At 59.5% G+C, this 21,190-nt stretch carries 17 protein-coding genes and 2 pseudogenes; 12 read left to right on the forward strand and 7 right to left on the reverse strand.

The features are described 5' to 3' along the window. The first annotated feature begins 480 nt into the window (after positions 1 to 480). The 9 genes and pseudogenes from R4P64_RS29090 to R4P64_RS29130 all read left to right on the forward strand — a co-directional run bounded on the left by R4P64_RS29090 (position 481) and on the right by R4P64_RS29130 (position 8,499). On the forward strand, positions 481 to 858 hold the full coding sequence (locus R4P64_RS29090) for a MerR family transcriptional regulator (protein ID WP_411742717.1): 378 nt from the start codon (positions 481 to 483) through the stop codon (positions 856 to 858). Between the two features lie 177 nt (positions 859 to 1,035). Beyond that, positions 1,036 to 1,497 carry an Hsp20 family protein gene (locus tag R4P64_RS29095; RefSeq protein WP_317823633.1) on the forward strand — a complete coding sequence of 154 codons (462 nt, stop codon included), beginning with the start codon at positions 1,036 to 1,038 and terminating at the stop codon, positions 1,495 to 1,497. 247 nt (positions 1,498 to 1,744) lie between these two features. Further along, a pseudogene (locus tag R4P64_RS29100) lies at positions 1,745 to 2,178 on the forward strand (type I pantothenate kinase); the annotation flags it as partial. 31 nt (positions 2,179 to 2,209) lie between these two features. After that, positions 2,210 to 2,353 carry an ATP-binding protein gene (locus R4P64_RS29105; RefSeq protein WP_317823635.1) on the forward strand — a complete coding sequence of 48 codons (144 nt, stop codon included), beginning with the start codon at positions 2,210 to 2,212 and terminating at the stop codon, positions 2,351 to 2,353. Between the two features lie 430 nt (positions 2,354 to 2,783). After that, the gene (locus R4P64_RS29110; RefSeq protein WP_317823636.1) at positions 2,784 to 3,443 is read left to right on the forward strand and encodes a response regulator; all 660 of its coding nucleotides are present in this window, start codon (positions 2,784 to 2,786) and stop codon (positions 3,441 to 3,443) included. 13 nt (positions 3,444 to 3,456) lie between these two features. Continuing rightward, entirely contained in the window at positions 3,457 to 5,142 is a 1,686-nt protein-coding gene (locus R4P64_RS29115; RefSeq protein ID WP_317823637.1) for a two-component system, sensor protein, read from the forward strand. Positions 5,143 to 5,205: 63 nt separating this feature from the next. After that, complete coding sequence (locus tag R4P64_RS29120) at positions 5,206 to 5,883, forward strand: GAP family protein (RefSeq protein ID WP_317823638.1); 678 nt, start codon at positions 5,206 to 5,208, stop codon at positions 5,881 to 5,883. 27 nt (positions 5,884 to 5,910) lie between these two features. After that, on the forward strand, positions 5,911 to 7,446 hold the full coding sequence (locus R4P64_RS29125) for a carboxylesterase/lipase family protein (protein WP_317823639.1): 1,536 nt from the start codon (positions 5,911 to 5,913) through the stop codon (positions 7,444 to 7,446). A gap of 915 nt (positions 7,447 to 8,361) precedes the next feature. After that, complete coding sequence (locus R4P64_RS29130; RefSeq protein ID WP_317823706.1) at positions 8,362 to 8,499, forward strand: cold shock domain-containing protein; 138 nt, start codon at positions 8,362 to 8,364, stop codon at positions 8,497 to 8,499. Positions 8,500 to 9,018: 519 nt separating this feature from the next. Here the strand turns inward: R4P64_RS29130 and R4P64_RS29135 are convergent. Beyond that, on the reverse strand, positions 9,019 to 10,152 hold the full coding sequence (locus tag R4P64_RS29135; protein WP_317823640.1) for an MFS transporter: 1,134 nt from the start codon (positions 10,150 to 10,152) through the stop codon (positions 9,019 to 9,021). Positions 10,153 to 10,807: 655 nt separating this feature from the next. Between R4P64_RS29135 and R4P64_RS29140 the strand changes: the two are divergent. Next, a pseudogene (locus tag R4P64_RS29140) lies at positions 10,808 to 12,218 on the forward strand (IS3 family transposase). Positions 12,219 to 12,307: 89 nt separating this feature from the next. Here R4P64_RS29140 and R4P64_RS29145 read toward each other — a convergent pair. After that, the gene (locus R4P64_RS29145; RefSeq protein ID WP_317823641.1) at positions 12,308 to 13,198 is read right to left on the reverse strand and encodes a LysR family transcriptional regulator; all 891 of its coding nucleotides are present in this window, start codon (positions 13,196 to 13,198) and stop codon (positions 12,308 to 12,310) included. Positions 13,199 to 13,316: 118 nt separating this feature from the next. Here R4P64_RS29145 and R4P64_RS29150 point away from each other — a divergent pair, with 118 nt between their 5' ends. Continuing rightward, complete coding sequence (locus R4P64_RS29150; RefSeq protein WP_317823642.1) at positions 13,317 to 14,807, forward strand: CoA-acylating methylmalonate-semialdehyde dehydrogenase; 1,491 nt, start codon at positions 13,317 to 13,319, stop codon at positions 14,805 to 14,807. 11 nt (positions 14,808 to 14,818) lie between these two features. Then, on the forward strand, positions 14,819 to 15,979 hold the full coding sequence (locus tag R4P64_RS29155; RefSeq protein WP_317823644.1) for an iron-containing alcohol dehydrogenase: 1,161 nt from the start codon (positions 14,819 to 14,821) through the stop codon (positions 15,977 to 15,979). A 516-nt stretch (positions 15,980 to 16,495) separates the two neighbouring features. Here R4P64_RS29155 and R4P64_RS29160 read toward each other — a convergent pair. The 5 genes from R4P64_RS29160 to R4P64_RS29180 form a co-directional block, all read right to left on the reverse strand. Further along, on the reverse strand, positions 16,496 to 16,792 hold the full coding sequence (locus tag R4P64_RS29160) for a hypothetical protein (RefSeq protein ID WP_317823645.1): 297 nt from the start codon (positions 16,790 to 16,792) through the stop codon (positions 16,496 to 16,498). A gap of 105 nt (positions 16,793 to 16,897) precedes the next feature. Further along, positions 16,898 to 17,743 (reverse strand): SDR family NAD(P)-dependent oxidoreductase, encoded by an 846-nt coding sequence (locus tag R4P64_RS29165; protein WP_317823646.1) that lies wholly within the window; start codon positions 17,741 to 17,743, stop codon positions 16,898 to 16,900. A 365-nt stretch (positions 17,744 to 18,108) separates the two neighbouring features. Then, entirely contained in the window at positions 18,109 to 18,882 is a 774-nt protein-coding gene (locus R4P64_RS29170; protein WP_317823647.1) for a carboxymuconolactone decarboxylase family protein, read from the reverse strand. Positions 18,883 to 18,893: 11 nt separating this feature from the next. After that, positions 18,894 to 20,336: an aldehyde dehydrogenase family protein gene (locus R4P64_RS29175; RefSeq protein WP_317823648.1), complete on the reverse strand. Its 1,443-nt coding sequence runs from the start codon at positions 20,334 to 20,336 to the stop codon at positions 18,894 to 18,896. A gap of 38 nt (positions 20,337 to 20,374) precedes the next feature. Beyond that, on the reverse strand, positions 20,375 to 21,139 hold the full coding sequence (locus R4P64_RS29180; RefSeq protein ID WP_317823649.1) for an SDR family oxidoreductase: 765 nt from the start codon (positions 21,137 to 21,139) through the stop codon (positions 20,375 to 20,377). Between the last annotated feature and the right edge of the window lie 51 nt (positions 21,140 to 21,190).

The raw sequence follows: 21,190 nt of genomic DNA on the forward strand, positions 1-21,190 counted from the left end.
GGCCCCGTCGGGCATTGTCGGATTCCTCTCGATCGGACTGCGCACGGAGCAACGACTCTGACTTCGGGGCATTTCGCATGCGAGCATTATTCCAGAACCCCACCCGGCCCCGGCAGCCTGTTCACAACCGTTGCTGGTCTCCGGCAACCATCCCGCGGCATTTACCCGCAGGCCGTAGCTCTCGGGGCCACTGGAAAATATCTGTAGCGGCCAGGGTAGACATTCGCATCGAGCTGTTGTATCTTTTCTCATGTACCGAGAGAATAAATCACAAGGTGCGGGAGAGATGAACTACCCGCAAGCAGTACCGCAGGGCAGGTTCGAGGCCGAAAGTTATGTTTGATGTGTGTGGCCTCGGCAGCCCCTTGAGAGCGGCTACCGGACAGTGCAATTGAAGTCCGGAAGCTCGAAAGAGTGCAGTTGTGTAAGGAAGTTCAACCCAGACCCCCGGCGGCCACAACGGCGCCGGGGGTCCCGTCCGTGGACAGAGAGAAGCGACCCATTCAGGTAGAACCCCCCGGCAGTGCACTGTCCGACAAGTTCGACGACGAAAACTACCCCGTCTACAGCATGGGTCAGGCCGCCGACATCCTCGGCGTCCGGCAAGCGTTCCTGCGCAGTCTCGACGCCGCGAAACCCCTCACCCCGCAACGCTCCGACGGCGGACACCGCCGCTACTCCCGCTACCAACTCCGTCTCGCCGCCCGCGCCCACGAACTCGTCGCCGGCGGCACCGCCCTGGAGTCGGCGTGCCGCATCATCATCCTCGAAGATCAACTCGCCGAAGCCCGCCGTATCAACGCCGAACTCCAACACACCCAGCAGCAGGAGAACGGGACGGCTGCCGCGCCTGAATAGACCTGAGTCCCGCAGCACCGGCCCCCTTCCCACAGTGCTGTAGCCCTACCCGAATAATCTGGCACTCAGGGTTGCCGAGTGCCAGATCATTTGTTTAATATGTTCTCGCACAGTGTGTTCGGTCGCCCGCCGCGGTGGCGGGGACCTTTCTTTCTGCGACATGGGAGGTGTGTTGCTGTGCTTCGTTTCGATCCTTTCACCGACATCGACTCGATCACCAAATCTTTGCTCGCCCCAGGTTCCGGCAGCAGCCGCAGTCCGCGATTCATGCCGATGGACCTCTACAAAGTCGACGACCACTACGTCCTGCACGCCGATCTTCCCGGCGTGGATCCCGGATCGGTCGACGTGCGCGTCGACGGCTCCACGTTGACGTTGACCGCCCACCGCAGCGCCCCGTCGGAGGACGGTGTGACATGGCTGGCCGGTGAACGATTCGCTGGCACCTACCGGCGCCAACTCTCCATCAGCGACGACATCGACTCAGACCGGATCGTCGCGTCGTATGACAACGGTGTCCTGACGGTGAGCCTGCCGATCGCCGAAAAAGCGAAACCACGCCGCATCGATATCTCGTCCGGGCCGCCCTCTCGCGCCGGAACCGATCAGTCGGCGCAGCCTGTACCGATCGAAGCCTGACCTGCCGCCCGCACACCAATAAGTGGGGTGACGCCCGAACCTCAGGTAAGGGGATCGGGCGGCACCCCACCTGCTTGTCTGACCATCTATCGTCAGGCGCACCTTCCTTCAAGTCGCACAACAGATATCCCACGCCAGAACCCTCTTTCGAGCCAGTGCCCGCCCTGACTATTCCTTGATCCGGAGGCCATTCCGCCGAATCTCGAAGTCATGACGAATCGCGAGGCGAGAACTGCGTCCTTCGTGTGCCGGGCCGACTTCTTCGCCTAAGTCCAGAACCTCGCGCGTGCTGCAGGCCATGCTTTCACGTTGAGATACTCACCCCAGTGTCGATCTCGTCACCGAAGATGGATTCCTTTATCCGTCAGCGGAATTGACCCGGCTGGCAACCATGCACCGTGAGGGATTCCCGGTAGTCGTACAGCCCCCGCGCGCTACTGTGGTTCGTGACCGAGGTCAGCTCAGGGGCGCCCGAGGTCACAGCTCCGGTGCATTCGCACATCTCCTATGACATTTTCGACGGGAAACAGCATGTGGTGTGCCAGCCCGACATCCTTATCCTCAAGGGACTCGCCGTCCTGCAAGCCGGGGCCGCGATTGATGGTCTCGGACCTGTTCGGCTTTTCCATCTACGTCGAAGCCATCGAGTCGTGGCTCGGCCGGTGCTTCCTCGCTCTGCGCGGCATCGAACGCCGCAGACCACCTCGAAGCCGTGCTACGGGAATCACTGAGCAACGCAATCAAACATGCAGACGCTTTCTCAGTCACGATCACCGTCGACGTACAGGACGAACTGACCATCTCCGTCGCAGACAACGGAGTCGGAATTGCGCACGTACCCACCGGCGAGGATTGAGCCATCTCGCTGACCGGGCCACCGAACTCCACGGAACATTCGACGTTCGAACCACTCCTCGGGCCGGAACGACCGCTGGTGTGGTCCATTCCACTTCCCTACCGGAGCGAATGGCACTGACGCTCCTGGCATGCGCGATGTGAACTTTACGCAGGTGCGACATTCACCCTTCCCAACGAACTCGCCGCACGCGCGAGGCCTAGCTAACTGAGTACCGCAGATGGGGTAGGCGGGACCACAGATCACATGCGTTTCTCCCCGCGCACCGACTCATGCCGGATCATTCGAGTCGAGGAATCGTCGTGATCCACTGGCAAACGAACCGATTAATTAGCTGCCAGGTTACTGGGGTGGGTCGTCGGCGGCACGACGCTTCGGTACACCCGCGGTTGTCGGAATTCGCCGGGCTCGTGGCGTTAATGTCACTTCCATGATGACTGATCGCTGGGTGCGACGCGTGCTGGTGGTCGAGGATCAACCGCTCATGCGTGCGTTGGTCGGTGACGTTCTCGAACATGCAGGGTTCGTGGTCTACACCGCCGCCACTGCTTCGGACGCATTGTCGGCGTTCGACGGTTTCGACCCGGATCTGGTGGTGACTGACGTGGATCTGGGAGTGCGGCCCAACGGAATCGATCTTGCGAATATCCTGACCGTCAAGGCGCCGCACTGCGCGATAGTGTTCCTCACCAACTATCCGAATGCGGCGTCGGCGCCTGGATCAGCAGGTGTGCCGCCGAAGTCACTTTTCGTCGATAAAGGATCGGTCCAATCCAGCGAACAACTCGTAGCGCTTGTGGAAGCAGCGCTGATCGAGTCGGCTCCACCGAGTTCTGCCGATCAGGTCGAGTCGCCGCTGTCGTATCTCACTCGCTCACAACTCGACCTGCTTCGGTACATCGCGCTCGGCTGGTCCAACGCGGCAATCGCCGAGCATCGAGGTTCGTCGATTCGGGGCGTGGAGAAGCTGATCGCGCGGACCTTGGGAAGCTTGGACCTGACGCATGACCCAGCGCTCAATCCGAGAGTTCTGGCCGCCGGAATTTTCATCCGCCATTTCGGTGCGCCAGAAGACATCGACTCGCCGTGATTGTGGAAGCGGCGTGAACCTGCACGAATGGTGGCTTCGACTGGGCGATCGAAACACCGTCACCATCTGGTCGTGGATTATCACTCTGCCGTTCGCCGTCACTGTGATGACGAACTACTACCTGTGCGACGGACCCCGAGACGTTGCGCTGATGTCAGTGGGAGCCTTTGTCACTCATTGCGTCGTAGGCGGCCTGCTGTTGATTGCGCGGACGCTGCTACGAGCAAGCCCGACACCGTGGTGTGCTCTCGTTCTCTTTGTGTTGATCGGCGCGGCCCGCCCATTCGTCCTCGATGCCACGACGGCTGCGCTCGGCCTCCCTGTCGATTCTCGCCCGATTCTGGTTCGGGTGGCGCTCAATACCGTGTGCAGTGTGATTCTGCTGTCGCTCGTGGCCGTCCTGGTGGGGGCGCTGCGAGTACGGATCGAACTGCAACGCAGTCTGCGCGCCGCTCGGAAAGCCGTGGCCTTGCAGCAAGCTCGTGATCGCTATCGACTCGACCAGATCCGTCTGCACAGTCGACATGAGCTGGAGCGGAGGATCAAACGGTTGATGGGGACGGTTGCCGACACGGAACTCGAAGGACAGCAGGCGGCTGCGATTCTTCGAAAGATTTCCGACGACATAGTCCGGCCGATGAGCCACCGGTTGTTTCGGGATATCCCGCAGCCTGACACAGCTCCCGGGTTCGTACGTATGACCGCACGCGATCGAATGGCGGGTGTTCTTCGCTCGGTGGAGTCGGCGCCGGTGTACGGACCCGTCCTTGCATACACGGTTCTGATTGCGATCTATCTGCTCGGTACCTACGGGACGGCGTTCACCGTAGTTCAGGTAGTTGTCGGATTCCCCATATTCGTTCTCGGCAACGCGACTGCGTCGCGGTGGATACGGGCGCGGCGTCCATCGACGAGAATCGTGCTTCTTGCCGGCGCCTACGGTTCGAGTGCCTTGGCGAGTATCACCCTGACGTACGTGCTTCTCCCGACCTTCGGCTATCCACCCGTCTTCTACTTGTCGGCAATATTCGTCTATCCGACGCTTGCTCTGTCTATCTGCCTTATCAGGGCGGCAGATCTCCAGAGACAGGACGAAGAGCAACAACTGCGTGCTGCGCTCGGCGAACAAGCCCGCGACGCGGCTCGCATTCATGCCGAGCTCAACGCAAACCGCCGCGAGCTGGCACGTCTTCTGCACACGTCTGTTCAGGGAGAATTGGTTGCGGCGTCGTGGTTTTCGCGAACCGCCGGTGCCGTCGATGTTCCCGGAACACTCACACGGATTCTCGGGGAGCTCGAGGACACGCAGTCAGGCTCCGCAGGGCAGCGCGATGAACCGGAGGCGTCCGAGCGGATCGAAGAACTTCTTACCGTGTGGCGCTATGCGATTCCGATCGAGAGCACTATCGACGATGCAGTGTGGCCGTTGGTCCCGGCAGGGTCTGCGCGGCTCGAGGCCCTGGTCGACGTCTTGTCCGAGGGCCTGACAAACGCAGTCAAACATGGAGTTGGCGGTTGGGTGCGCATCACGGTCGAACGTTCCTCTGCTGCCGCGATTGCGGTGCAGATCAGTTCAGCTGGACTGTTGCCGACCGGCCCCGACCGCGGTATCGGACTGGCATCGATTGCCGCAGCTGCGTCCTCGGTCGATCTGGTCGAGCACTCCGGAGATGTTGTACTCATCGTAGTACTGGACTAAGCGAGTGTCGTGGAGCCCGAACATCGCACCGGACTTCCTCGCGACGATTTATACGGTTTCTGTATGGAATCGATTACTGCGCAGCTCATCCCACTTGCCACCGGAATTGTCATCAGTCCGATTCCGTTGGTCGCGGTCATCGCGATCCTCCTGTCGGTCAGATCGAAGGAAAACGCCTTCGCCTATACCGCGAGTATCACCGTTGGTGCTGCTGTGATCACGGCTGTCACGGCCTACACGACCACCGGTGTCGCCGCGAAGGCAAGTGGTGGCGCGCACACGGTACAGACTGTGTTTGCCGTTGTGTTCACGATCGGTTTCCTGGCGCTCGCGTACTCGAGTTGGCGTGCGCGCCCGAAGGGGGACGCAGAGCCCGCCATGCCGTCGTGGCTTGCCCAGATCGACTCGATGCAACCGTTGAAAGCGGCTGTTCTGGGTCTTCTGCTGACCGTGCCCAATGCCAAGAATCTGCCACTCGAACTGAAAGCCGGCTCGATCATCGGCGGCGATCATCTTTCATGGATCGGGATCCTTGCATATTCGGTTCTGTTCGCCGTGGCTGCATCGATTGCGCTGATCCTCTTGTCGGCGCTCGCCGCGGTACCGTCCGATCGGGTGACCGATGCCCTGCGTTCCACCAAAACCGCGCTGATTCGGCACAACTCGGCCATCATGACGGTGCTGTTTCTGATACTTGCGGCATTGGAGCTCTCACACGTCGTAGAAGCACTCTCGAAGTAAGACACCACCATACGAGGAGTAACCGACATGACAACCACCCACAACAATGCGCCTGTTGTCCAGACACTGCACGGTCCCGTACGTGGATCCACGGAGGGAGCCGTATCCAGTTGGAAGGGAATCCGTTATGCGGCACCGCCGGTCGGGCCCCTGCGGTTCCGAGCACCGGTTCCACCGGAACCGTGGACCGACGTCTACGACGCAACGGAATACGGCCCATGCGAGCCGCAGAGTCGCATTGCGGTGATTCCTCTCGGAGACAACGTCGTGATGGACGAAGACTGCCTGTCCCTCAATGTGTGGGCGCCCACGGAAAATGCGTCGAAGAAGCCGGTGATGGTCTGGATTCACGGAGGCGCGTATTTTCGGGGAGCGTCCAGCCAACCCGTGTACGACGGGAGGTCATTGGCAGAGAACGGCGACGTTGTGGTCGTAACCGTCAACTACCGGATCGGGGTTTTCGGATTCGTGGACTTCTCGTCCTTGAACTCCGAGGAACACACCTTCGATTCCAATGTGGCTCTGCGAGACATGATTGCGGCATTACGGTGGGTGCAAGGCAACATCAAGGGGTTCGGTGGCGATCCGGATCGGGTGACGCTCTTCGGAGAGTCTGCTGGTGGAGGTGCGGTAACGACTTTGATGACCGTTCCCTCGGCGCGCGGATTGTTTCATCGTGCCATTGCCCAAAGCTCACCGGCCACTTCGGTATACGGCAGCGAACGTGGGGACAAGGTGGCGCACACCTTCCTTGAGATCTTCGGCGGTGCGGACGGCAGGCTATTGCGGTCTGTCGCCGCTGAAGACCTGGTCGGACCATCCGACGAACTCTTCGCGCGAATCCCGCAGGAGACCCCGGGAACCCTGGCTTTTGCACCGATCGTCGACGGAGATCTCCTGCCCGATTACCCGGTGCGCGCGTTCCGCCGCGGCAATGCGCACCCGATTCCTCTGCTCATCGGAACCAACAAGGACGAGTCGTCGCTGTTCCGAATGATGAAGTCTCCCTTGATGCCTATCGACCCCGACGTGATTCGGGCAATGTTCGCGGAGATTGCCGACGAGCATCCGCACGTCGAACTACCCGAGCACTCGCAGATCGAATCCGCCTACTCGGGCCTCTCGCAGGTCAATGCCGGACTCGGACTCACCCGAGACTTCGGATTCCGCTTGCCGACACTCTGGATCGCTGAGGCGCACAGTCGCGTTGCGCCGACCTGGTTGTACCGATTCGACTATGCCCCAGCGATGTTGAAGGTGTTGAAGATCGGAGCCACTCACGGAACGGAACTGCCCTACGTATTCGGTAACATCACGCACTCGGCCAAGGACATCACCTACAAATTAGGTGGACTCGGAACGGCGCGTCATGTCGCGGACCGCATGCAAGCTCGGTGGCTGGCGTTTGCCAAAGCGTCGGACTCTCAACAGGATCCCAGTTGGCCTGCCTACGACACCAATCAGCGTGCCACGCTCGTCGTCGACAAGCAGGACAGCGTTGTCGATGATCTGGACTGCGAGATACGGGAAGCATGGGGCGAGACGGTTATCGCGTTCACCTGAGCAACCTCCCGTGCGACGTGCCGCAAATCAGCTAAACCCCAAGCCCCACAGACAGTCACTACCGGATGATTGGCGAAGGCATTCGCGTCATCTGACAGGCGGCGCAAGTGACCCAGTACAGCAACTGCGGTTGGTTGCTTCATTCGATCGCGGCGGAGTCATCTGTTCCTTCATATGCGTTGTTCATTAGTCCGCGACACCAACTGCCAACTTGCGTTGCGGCAACTTCACGACCAATCTGCAGAAGTTTCGGGACTGTGAAACGGTCGAGATCGGTTGGTCTGGGATGCTCCGGTGCTGTCGTCGACAACAACACTCGAGTAACTGTTACCTGACGAAGACCGGTAACCGACACCCAGTGCCATACATATTCCCTTCGCTCGCGCGACTGCTGAGCCAGCCGCCCAATTGAGCAGTCCCGCCGACGTGACATCCCCAAGGATCGTCGGCGGGACAACACGATCGATGCACCGCTTTCCACCTAACCCCTCGGGACCGAAAAGGTTAGTGCCGTCGAGTACGACGACGCCTACGTCATTGAGGACGGCCAGTGGAAGGTGAGTAAGTGCCACGCCACCGTGCTTTGGTCTGTCGTGCGTCCCCTTGATCCCGAGGCGACTGTAGTAGAGAACTTCTCATGACACGTCGTCGCCTTCCTCGGCTGGGGCTCACTCGGCGGGTCAGGCCGCTCAACAGCGCCGAGTTGCTCTTGTATCCGGAGCCAGACGAGGTGTCGGGCACGGTATCGCTCTCGCACTGGGCGCCGCCGGATGGACTGTCTATATCACCGGACGCGGACCGCAGATCCGGGCAGCCCGCTGCCCGGCACAGTCCCGCAGATTGATTCCGTCGGCGGGGTCGGTCACACGATGGTATGTGATCACCAAGATTGTGCCCAAGTCACCGCGCTCGTAAATCGCTGTGCCAGCGATCGGGGCAGTTGGACCTGTGTTCGTTCGCTTCTCCGAGATCTCGGGCAGCGGCTACAAGTCGCTCGAAGAGAACCAGTGTGTGGGATTCGAGGTTGGCCAGGGCCAGAAAGGTCCTTCATAGGCGAAAGTATGGCGATAGAGGTACTCATGCTTGAACGTCGACCACACGCTTTCGACACCGGGGTATCCCAGCATATCCCGGCATCTCCCATAGAACGGCGCAGCCCGTACCGCTCGCACGTCTGCTTCATGATGTCGGCCGCATATTGACTTTCCCTGTCCGAGTGCATGATCGTGCGGGCCATGCGCTGCGACCGCCATGTCCAAGGCCGCGATGACAAGCTCAGTCCACATGGCGCTCGAATCGCTGTACCCCGCCCGATACATGGCAGGATTCGACCGCGAACTCGTCGAACGCAGGGCGGGCAGCTCGACTACTTGCTTCGGTTATCTGCAATGAATCATCAATGGCAACGGGCGACAAATATGCGCGCCACGCTCAGCATATTCTGCTCGGTACGCCAACACTTGCCCCGCCATTGCGCGGTTGGTCAGCGCAGTAACTGCGTCGTAGGCCGCCGGGCCTCGCAGCACGGCCGCATTCCTGGGAAGCCGGATCCGAACATGTTGATACAGGAACTCATGACCGATTTCGTTGACCTGGAACGAATCCGTGCACACGCGATGCGGCCACCACGATGATGACCACGACGATCAGCACCAGCGCGGCGAACGGAAAGAAGCCCGCACCTGACACACCCAGAGCCATCCCGCCAAGTGCCCCACCCCCGAAGATCGCCAAGTTAGCCACAGTCGTGAGCATCGAATTCGCCACATCGGCATCCGGCCCCGATGCGTCCGCGAGCGCAGTCTGCAGCAACGGTGCGGCACCACCGAAAGACATGCCCCACAATAAGACTGCGACGATGAAGACAAAGGGGTTGACGCCGAAGATCGCAAACATGATGGCTCCGATCGCAAAAACAATCAAGCTCGACAAGACAAGTGCCCGCAACATGCGATCAACCAGAACACCAGTCACACCAAGGCCCGCCAGAGAAGCGGCTCCGAAGATCGCCAACGCGACGTCCACCCTGATCCCCACATTCAGATGTTCGACGATCGGGGAAATGTATGTATACAACACGTTGTGCGCGAGGAACCAGCCTAGGACCACGGCAAGGATCGACCCCACACCCGGAATGAGTACAACCCGGCGCAACGGAGTTTGGGCCGTACTGTTCTGCCCCGACGAGTCGGGGACCGCAGCGACGATCCACACAATGAGTGCGACAGCGGCAACCGACATGACCATAAATGTTGCGCGCCAGCCGGTCACTGTGCCGAGGAACGTTGCCAGCGGAGTGCCGATAGCAAAGGCAACTGGAGTCCCTGCCATCGCAACTGTAAGAGCAGTTCCGGCGACTGCCGGGGGCGATATCTTTCGGGCGTATCCCGCAAGCGTCCCCCAGACTATTCCTGAAAATGCACCGGCCACTAATCTCGCTCCGAGTGCGACAGCGAAGTCAGGTGCCACCGCGGTCATCGTGTTAGCCACGACGAACCCACTGACCGCGACGATCAAGATCGGCTTCCGCCGGTATCCACGAGTGAGAGCGATCGCCGGTATCGCGCACAGGACCGCTCCAAATGCATAGGCGCTGATCAACTGACCGGCAGCGGCTTCGCTGATCACAAGCCCGTCCGAGATCTCGAGGAGCAAACCGGCGGGCAGCGTCTCGGTCATGATGACAATGAATGCCGTTGCGGCCATTGCCAACAGCGCCGACCAAGGCAGCTGGCGACCGGATAACTGCCGGCCGACCGAAGGATCACTCTCAGCGATGCGAGGAGGCGCTGTGGCTTCAGATACTATTTGTGGATCAGTCATTCCGTAACTCAAACATCTGCAATCGCTCAGCCGCAAACTAATATGGATCAAACAGTCTGTAATTCCAGACACACCCGTTGAAGTCGAGGAGCACATGAGCAGAACCGGGCGCCCCGGCAGTTCGAACTCCGCGGCACCCTGGACAATGCCCGACCCCTGCGCCCATCAACAGGGGCCAACAACCCCCGTTGATGGGCGACAACCCACTGCGGGAGAACAGGACACACCCACCCCTAGTGGGGGTTGCCAATGCAGAAACAAAAACCTATGCGGGAGAAACGCCGCCGCGACGGCACACAAGCGCAAAGTCAACCTGCAATACAGCCACACACAATGATCCGCAAGAAAGTGGTGCCGCCTGTACAGCTACCGAATCGAATCCACCTCTGTCCCGACTCCACAACTCAGCCGACCATCACCCTGCGTGCCAGGGTGAGTTGAGTCCAGCGGTTCACAGCAACCCCGCCTGCAGGGCGAGATACGGATCAACCCGACGATGACAATTTCCAACATGGTTCCGGTCAAGGACAATGTCCGGATGGACCCTTCGCATCCTCGCGCCGACGGACCCGCGCGACGACGCGCCTCAGTGCCGCCGACAACCTCGCCCACCTGACCGCGTACAAGCAGGCCTGCCAGAGCAACGGAGGCGGTGCGTACCTGCGCCGCGAAGGCCTGTGCTCCTCGCTGATCAGTGAATGGCGCAAACAACGCGACGCCGGCGTCCTCGACGGCAAGAAACCCGGCGAGAAGACCGGCAAACTCACCGCCGAACAGGCCGAGATCGCCCGACTTACACGCGAACTCGAACGAGCGAACAAGAAACTGGCCACCACCCAAACCGCACTGGGAATCATGGGAAAAGCGCACGAGCTCTTGGAGTAACTCTCCGAGAGCACGAACACGGACGAGCATCTCAAAAAGCGTTGATGCACGCCCATCACGAACTCACACCGAATCCGGCGTAACCGCAAGGGATGCAAGCACACTGACAGGAATTGCGCGTTGCACCGCGACGCGGGACAAAGGCCGCCCTGCGGCAGTAGATCCGGCTGTCACCACTGCCGGGCGGGTCCCGGAGAACAAGCTCACCGAGGCGGAACGTCGTTGGGTCCTCGACATATTGTGCAGCGCCTGGTTCGTCGACCGGTCACCGCTCGAGGTCAACGCCCAGCTTCTCGACGAGGGAATCTATCTGTGTTCGGTGTCGACGATGTATCGAGTTCTGCGGGAGAACGCGCAGGCCAAAGAGCGGCGACGCCAAGCCCGTCATCCCGCCCGTGCTTGTCCGGAACTGGTGGCGACCGCACCGCGTCAGGTGTATTCGTGGGACATCACGAAGTTGCCCGGCCCGGTCAGAGGCACATATTTTGACGCGTACGTGATGATCGACATCTTCTCCCGCTACATCGTGGGCACACAGGTGCAGACACACGAATCGGTGATTGCTCGCTGCGGAAATGATGACCGAAATCTTTGCTGTACAAGGTATTCCGAACGTGGTGCACGCGGATCGGGGTACGTCGATGACGAGTAGGACCGCGGCGACGCTGCTCGCGGATCTTGAGGTCATCCGCTCACATTCACGGCCACAGGTATCGAACGACAGTCCATATTCGGAATCACTGTTCAAGACCCTCAAGTACGGGCCGATGTGGCCGGAGCGTTTCGCTTCGATTCACCATGCACGAAATGTTCTTGACGCGTTCACCTCGTGGTACAACCACGAACATCGCCATACCGGGATCGGGCTGCACGCACCGGCGGATGTGCACTTCGGTCGTGCCGGACAGAAGGCCACCGAACGCGCCGTCGTGCTCGCTCAGGCACGTGCGCAGCATCCCGAGCGCTTCGGAACGGCCGGCATCCCAAAGATCCTGAACCTACCCATCGACGTCTGGATCAACAAGCCCTCGGCCGAACCCGATGCCGATCAGGCCGCCGCGTAACTCCCGTGGGACTCAATCGCCTTGCACATTCCGTCACCCCTCACTCACCGCCCAGATAAGTTGACGACACCCAAGGGTCATCGCCACCGCTACATTGGTCTGTGAAGTTCCGAGTTGGCTGCCACAATCGAGAAAAGCGCGTCGCTGACAGCTTTCACTCTTGACAGCCTCGCAAGATCACGTGGGACAACCAACCAGTAGGTGCGATGGGCGATGAACTGATCCGACAGTACCTCCACCAAGTCCGGATCGAAGGCTCCGATATAGGTCGGTAACGGGGCCACTCCGACACCACTTTTGACTGCTTGATAGTGCCCCGCAATGTTGTTCGTTTGGATCTGCGCCCGACACCGAGGCAGTAGGGAATCGAGAATTCGAAGCGGTTCCACATCGAGAAACGCGTCTACGTACCAGACGAGCGTGTGATCACGCAGATCGTCGACAGATGCGATGGCGCCGTTTTTATCCAGGTATTGCCGTGAGGCGTAGAGGCGAAGGTCGTAGTTCGCAAGTCTGCTCACGGTGACCGACCGGGGTGGCGGACATTCGAGGGTGACAGCGATGTCGAAGTCACGCCCGGTAAGTAAGTCGTGTGAGGTCGACGTAACCAATTCGACGAATAGGTCAGGATGTTCGGCGCGAATCCCGCTCAATCCTGGCACCAGAACAAAAGCTCCGAATCCATCCGGTGTGATGATGCGAACTGTTCCGGTCAATCCCCCAATCGGCGCCGTCTCGTCCAGCGCCGCCAGCAGCGCAGATTCCACAACCTCGGCATGCGGAACCAGTCGGCGGCCTGCCTCCGTCAATTCCCAACCTGCAGCACCACGATCGAAAAGCCTTGTACCTGTGTCTTTTTCAAGCTTTGTAATGCGTCGGGAAACCGTCGTGTGGTCGACGCCAAGGCGCTTTGCTGCGTCGGCGATTCGCCCCGTCCTCGACAATTCCAGAAGATAACGCATGTTATCCGCGGTGAACATCGCCGTCACTCCCTTTCTGCAAATGTGCAGCTCCGACTGCCACATTACCCGTTGACGCATGTGTTGCTACACAAGCAGACTCAGAGTTCCATTCCCGCAAATCCCAGGAGACAGACCGATGTCCGTTGTGCCCCACTGGATCAACAACAAGCAGTACACGGGCCAAAGTGCGACGAACGCACCCGTAACCAACCCCGCTACCGGTGAAGTCACCCGCAGAGTGGCGCTGGCAGACCAACACGATACCCGCGTGGCAATCAACGCCGCAGCGGCCGCTTTCCCGGCATGGCGCGACACTTCACTCGCGAAGCGCACTTCGATTGTGTTCAGATTCAGAGAGCTACTCAACGAACGCAAGAACGAGCTTGCCGAGATCATCACTTCGGAGCACGGAAAGGTGCTCTCCGACGCGCTCGGGGAAGTCTCCCGAGGCCAGGAGGTAGTGGAATTCGCCTGTGGGATACCATACCTGCTCAGAGGCGGGATGACCGAAAACGCGTCTACATCCATCGACGTCACATCGCTGCGCCAGCCGATCGGCCCCGTCGGCATCATCTCCCCGTTCAACTTCCCTGCCATGGTGCCGATGTGGTTCTTCCCCATCGCGATCGCCGCAGGCAATACTGTCGTCCTCAAGCCGAGCGAGAAGGATCCGAGCGCTTCCCTGTGGATCGCCGAACTCTGGTCGGAAGCCGGCCTACCCGACGGAGTATTCAATGTTCTGCAGGGGGACAAGATCGCTGTCGACGAACTGCTGGTCAATCCAGAGATCAAGGCAATCTCGTTCGTGGGGTCGACACCTATTGCACAGTACGTCTATGCGACCGGCACCGCCCACGGAAAACGCGTCCAGGCTCTCGGCGGCGCCAAAAACCACGCGATTGTGCTTCCCGATGCAGACCTCGATTTGGCAGCCGACGCAATGGTGAACGCCGGATTCGGTTCTGCCGGCGAACGATGCATGGCAATCTCCGTACTCGTAGCGGTCGGCAACATCGCAGATGAACTTGTAGCCAAGATCGCAGCGCGAACAAGAATTCTCAAGATCGGAGACGGCAACAAGGCATCCGACATGGGACCGTTGGTCAGCAAATCACATCGCGACAAAGTTGCCTCGTATGTCGACGCAGGAGAAAAAGACGGTGCAACGATCGTAGTCGACGGCCGGACAATAACGATTGACGATGCTGCTGACGGGTTTTGGCTGGGGCCGACGCTCATCGACCACGTTGGAACCGAAATGAGTATCTACACCGACGAGATCTTTGGGCCCGTCTTGTCAGTAATTCGAGTCGACTCATACGACGAAGCTTTGGAGTTGGTGAACTCGAGCGAGTTCGGCAATGGAACTGCGATATTCACCAACGACGGTGGAGCAGCCCGACGCTTCCAGAACGAAGTCCAAGTTGGCATGGTCGGCATCAATGTTCCGGTCCCGGTTCCTATGGCCTACTACTCATTCGGCGGATGGAAGAACTCCCTCTTCGGCGATTCACATGCTCACGGCTTGGAAGGTGTCCACTTCTTCACCCGCGGCAAGGTGATCACAACACGGTGGCTCGACCCGAGCCACGCTGGCATCGAACTCGGCTTCCCCCAAAACACGTAGGAGCTCTCGTCATGACCGCATACATTTCACTACCCCGCTTCGCACGGATCGGTGCCGGAGCTATCGATGAGATCGGCTCAGTCGTCGACCAACTTCACCTGCAACGCCCCCTTGTGGTGACCGATTCATATCTCACCAAGACCGGCGCAGCAGATCGGGTCATCAGCCTCCTTCGGACCGCGGGAAAAGAACCCGAACTGTTCTCCGATACTGTTCCCGACCCGACCACGATGTCTTTGGAGGCAGGTCTGCAAGCAATTGTCGACCATAGAGCGGATTCAGTGATCGGCTTCGGTGGTGGCAGTCCAATGGACACCGCCAAGGCTCTGGCAGTCCTGTCGGTCAACGGCGGCACCATGCGATCGTACAAGGCTCCATCCGCGTACACCGGAGCTGCACTACCCATCATCGCGATTCCCACCACGTCCGGAAGCGGCTCCGAAGCAACGCAATTCACTGTCATCAGCGACAGCGCCACAGACGAGAAGATGTTGTGCCCCGGGCTCTCGTTTCTTCCAATCGCAACGGTCGTCGACTTCGAACTCACGATGTCGATGCCACCGCGACTGACCGCAGACACCGGAATCGACGCACTCACACACGCGATCGAGGCCTACGTCAGCAGGAAGGCTAACCCTTTCTCGGACGGACTCGCACTATCTGCGATCCGGCTGATAGGCCAGAACATCAGCACTGCCTACAAGGACGGCCAGAACGTGTCAGCCCGCGAGGCGATGATGATCGCCTCGATGCAAGCGGGCATGGCTTTCTCCAACGCTAGTGTCGCACTCGTTCATGGGATGAGCCGTCCTATCGGTGCTCATTTCCATGTCGCACATGGGCTTTCCAATGCAATGCTGCTACCTGCAATCACCGCATTCTCTGTCACCGGTGCCGAAGCTCGATATGCAGAGTGCGCCAGACAATTCGGTGCCGCGACACAATCTGCAACGGACTCCTTCGCCGCCCAGTCCCTGATCGAGTCGATAACATCACTGTGCACCGAACTGGCAGTCCCAACGCCGAAGTCATACGGAATCGACCGCGGCGCATGGGACCAACTCATCCCACTGATGGCGCGACAAGCTCTGGAGTCCGGATCTCCCGCGAACAATCCGATTATTCCCGATGTCGACGCGATCGAGTCGCTGTACGACCAAGTTTTCGCCTGAAGGCGTACCGCGATGCTCCGCGCTGATTAACCTCAACCTTCCGTCATAGGCCGCTGCGGGCCTGATCGGTGGACCGATCAGCCCGCAGCCACCCGAATCAGAATGGTCAACGAAGATCGAATAGAGTTGGAAACCGAAGCACTGCTGCAAGTTTAGCGAGTACTCTGCTGTCTCCGAACGAGTGGTCACCAAAGTGACGTCGAGGTCGACAACTAATGTACTGCGGGTCGGATGCGTGTTCACCGGCGTAGGACCATGCGGTTTTCGAGTCGACCGAAAGGTTCGGATAGTAGGACACCGTCATGTTCACCGGAATTGTGTTCATGCTTCTGAGATTGATTCAGCCGCCGCACGTCGAATTTTCCAGTCAGGGGCAGAATTCTTTCTTAGCGACAACGGTTTACCGCGAATCGCGGTGAGCGTACGAGATCAATCGCCCAGTCATCGCTGCCCCTTTAATCGCCACTGGCATCAAGCGAGTGCCACCACATGTAGGTCGGCCCTGAACGGGCCGGCCTACATACCAACTTGTGCAATTGCATTGTGCAATTGCAGTGGAACATCGTGATCTGCTGCCATCGACGCGATGACGCCGTCCGAGCACGCCCGGGGAAAACAATCGGATCGCAGGTTCCTGTGGTCTTCGGTGCCCTTCTTGTGTAGGCAGTATGAGGCCGAGAACCATTGCAGTGCTTCGGTCCTGCGTTCGTAGCGGCCGACATCGAGAAGTTCGGCAACTACGGCATCGTTGCACGCTTGCCAGCCCTTGCATTCACGTTCCGCCGATTCTGCCCAACTTATGTGCAGGTCCACCCTCGCCGCCGGCGCGGAGAACCGACGGTGAGGGTGGACCGCAATCGGTCTTGGGTTTGCTCACTGTTCAAACCCAATCGTCGAACTCGTCGGCCGTCGGCGCACCTACTTGCCCGCCTCGCGAGCATCAGTCGGCGTACCGTTTCTCATCCACTCGATGCGCCGCTCCACCCCGTTTATCGCTATGTCGGGGTGGGGCAGAATGAAGAATCGTCTCGTTCGGATAGCATCGAGGACCAGATCTGCGACATTCTGCGGATCCAGTCCTGACTCGGCAGTTGTGTCAGCGAGCCGATCGAGCACCGAACGCCGCAGGGGATCCGTCGATGTTTCGACATCGACTGGCCGATTGCGCTCGGACTCGGTCATGCGTGTCTTGACGGGGCCTGGGCATAGAACGGATACCCCGACCGACTCTCCGGCGGTTCGCAGTTCGATCTCGAGATTCTCGCTCAAGCCCAGAACTGCGAATTTCGAAGCCGCGTAGGGGCTCATCGTGGGTGCCCCGGTTGCGAATGCAGCCACCGAGCAGGTGTTGACGATGTGCGCTTCGGGCTGCTGACGAAGTAGGGGCAGAAACTCCCGGCAGCCGTGGAGGACGCCGTAAAAGTTGACGTCCATCACCCACTGCCATGTTCGCAGCGGGATGTCGGAAAATAATGCGCCGCTCTCGACGCCCGCGTTGTTGCAAAGAATGTGGACGGCATCAAACTCGTCTAGGGTGCGCAATGCCAAGTGGCGCACGCTCTCCGGGTTGGAAACGTCGGTCTGTACTCCGATAGCATCGGCTCCCGAGGCCCGAATTGCCGCCACGGCCATTGCCAGCGCGCCCTCTTCGATATCGGCAAGGACGATCTTCGCGCCATCCTTCGCGAACCGCTCCGCCATCGCGAATCCGATCCCGCTCGCACCACCGGTGACGACTGCTACCTTGCCATCGAATGTCAACATATCGATCTCCTGTGTCAAAGTCGTATGCAAGGGATGAATGCTTCTCAGTGGGCCGACTGTCGCTAGTCTCGTCTCACGGTGCCAGTTGGCTTCACTCGTGCCCTCATCCCGTCGATTTCGTCCGAGACGATTCGCAGCACGGCCCGATCCAGTCGAGTCGTGCTGTGTCGGTGGGGTGCTGGCCACAGGTCACCGTGACGCTGCGTCCATCACCCCACCGACATTGCTCCGATTGTCCGTTGCGTCATTGTCGACCCACACTCAGATCGACACCGCTATGACGCTACACAGCCACTCAGGACTTCAAATCCTATGAGATACAAATAATTTCGACTGCCGAGCGTGAAACGAGTGCCGTCGGTTCACTACTGAGAATGCTCCACTACTTCATTAGCTCCCTCAAATAGTTCGGGGACACGCGCTATCGCCTCGAAGTACGGGTCCGCACCAGTGAACGCCGCAATCTCAATCGCCGAGAGGATTTCGTCGACAGTGGCACCTGCATCCAGTGCAGCCCGAGTGTGAATTTGGACGCCAGGAACATATAGGTGCGTGACGACGCAATCGATCGCAATGTAAATCAGCTCACGCAGTTTGACTGGTAGCGAACCGAATTGGGGACCGACAGTGGAGAAGTTCGTATACGCTTCGAACATATCAGGGTCGAGTGCAAGCACATCGTCCCAACTTTTGTGCCAATAACCGCGATTGTGCTCAAAATCCGCACGCAACCCCTGCTGTCGAGCGCTCAATTCAGCTGACGGACCGATTCCACGCTCGCGCAGTACATCTGCGACGGCAGGCGCACCGATCGACAGTGCATGAATGCTCATGATGCTCACCAGCTGCAAGACATCACGAACTTCGGATCGACTCGCCCCGAGACGGAGCGCGACGCGGACGTATGCACGCAAGCGCGGCCAATTGGTGCTGGCGGTGTTTCCTACTACCGCCACTCCGATCAGCGCTTGTTCGACAGGTGTGAGCGAATCTCGGGATCGAGGGACATCGAGCATCGCAAGAAATCTGTCGAAAAACTTTGGGGAATCGCGGTATTCGGCGTCGAGCGTGTCAGTCCAGCCGCCGAGATACCCGGAAAGTGCCTCGGCAGGCGCCGTATGCTCTTCGGATGTCGTCATAGTCCGCCCTCTCAGAGCTGGATAGCGATGGATTTGGTTTGCAGGTAGTGGTAGACCGCGTCAGGCCCCTTCTCCCTACCGAATCCGCTCGCCTTGTAGCCACCGAACGGCGTGCGAATTCCACCGGCAAAGTAGTTGTTAACCGATACCTGACCGGCCTCGATGCGGCCCGCTACGCGATGCGCCCGCGCCAGGTCGTTGGTCCACAGTCCTGCGGTCAACCCGTAGGGAGTGTCATTCGCGATCCGGACGGCCTCGTCTTCGTCGTCAAAAGCAATAACGGCAAGAACGGGACCGAAGATCTCTTCTTGAGCGATGCGCATGTCATTGCGGACCCCGGTAAAGATGGTGGGCTGGACGAAGCGCCCCTCCTCCATTCCTTCGACCTGTGCACGCCCGCCGCCGATTGCGATCTCGGCACCTTCCGAACGGCCGATGTCGAAGTACTCGAGGATTTTTCGGTACTGCTTCTCCGTCGTGATTGGCCCCATGTCTGGGTTGTCGAGTCCTCGACCGAGACTAACCGCACGGTCGAGTTGGGTCAGCCGTTCCACGAATTCGTCATGGATACTGGAGTGAACGAGCAATCGGCTACCAGCCATGCACACCTGGCCGGCATTGAAATTGATCGCCGCCAGCGATCCGGTTGCAGCTTTGTCCAGATCCGCGTCTGAGAAGACGATGTTCGGCGACTTTCCTCCAAGTTCGAGTGTCACCGGGCTCAAATGAGTGGCCGATGCGCGGAGGACGGACTGCCCGGTGGGAACGGATCCAGTGAATGCAATCCGGCGAACGTCTCTGTGCTCAACGAGCGCGGCCCCGGCTTCCGCTCCTAGACCGGTAACGACGTTGATCACGCCTGGCGGCATCCCCGCGACTTCGACTGCCAGTCGGGCGAATTCGACGACCGCCATGGAGGTGTCCTCAGCGGGTTTGACCACGGCAGTGTTTCCGCCGGCAATGGCGGGAGCGACGCCCCGTGCGGTCTGCTGGAGTGCCGCGTTCCACGGAACGATATGTGCAGTGACGCCGTAAGGTTCGACGCGAGTGTAGGAGTGAAATGACGGACCGAGGGGAACGGTTTCTCCGTGAATCTTGTCGGCGATACCCGCGTAGTAGGCGTAATAGCTGGCTGTGAGACGGACATCGGCCTCTGCTTCTCGCAGTGGTTTCCCGTTGTCAACGGATTCGAGGTAAGCCAGCAATTCAAGATTGTCGAGAATTGCCTTCGACAGCGCATTCATCGCATCGGCGCGAACGGACCCGTCCAAGGCACGCCACTGGTCGAATGCCCGGTGCGACGAGGCGACCGCTTCGTCGACGACAGCAGAATCGGAACGTTGGATCCTGGCAAGCACGGCGCCATTTGCGGGATCGATGCTGTCCATCGTCACCGTACCGGATTCGGGTAATTCCTTGCCATCGATGATGGAACCGTAGTATTCCCTGTGCATGTGGTGAGTTCCTTCTCTGTGTCGGAAAGTGTTGTAGGTCAAGATCGAGCTGATATTCCGCCGTCGATGGGAAGGGTGACGCCGGTGATGAACTCGGAGTCTGCGGAGGCGAAGAACAGTGCTGCCTTGGCAACGTCGTCGGCCTGAGCAAGTCGTCCGAGCGGGACGCCGGCACGCTGAGCGGCTATCGTCGCTTCGATGTTGTCCTGGTGTTCCATGAATGTGCGAAGCATGGGGGTCTCGGTGGACACAGGTGCGACGGAGTTGACGCGAACTTTGGGTGCGAATTCGATCGACAGTGCGCGAGTGAGCTGAATCGCCGCACCCTTGGAGGTTGAATAGGCGCTGTTATTCGGTCGAGCGCGAAATCCCGACAGCGACGCGGTGATGATGAAGGATGCGACGGGACGCTCCTGCATGAGCGGCATCACTGCGCGGGCGCCCAGCCAAGGCCCCTTCGCGTTGACCGCCATGAGCGTGTCGAAGAAGTCGACGGATTGCTCTGCCAGCGGACTCATGGGCGCGGCAACGCCTGCGTTGGCCCAGAACACATCCACAGCACCGAAGGAGTCAACAGCGCATCGAACGATCGATTCGTTGCCGTCGAGCGTCGTGACGTCAGCAACGGCCACGACCGCTTCACCGCCCTTCGAGCGCACCAGTTCTGCGGTTTCCTTGGCTGCGGTCTCGTCGCGGTCGGCGACGACGATCTGAGCACCTTCTTGAGCGAACAGAAGCGCACCGGCGCGCCCCATGCCCGATCCAGCGCCCGTGATGACTGCAGTTTTGCCGTTCAGTTTCATGGGAAAATCCTTCTGTTGGTTGTTGTTTCGTTGAGGTAGGGGGTTCGGTTT

The sequence above is a fragment of the Rhodococcus sp. IEGM 1366 genome, from assembly GCF_033142425.1.
GTDB lineage: Bacteria > Actinomycetota > Actinomycetes > Mycobacteriales > Mycobacteriaceae > Rhodococcus_F > Rhodococcus_F globerula.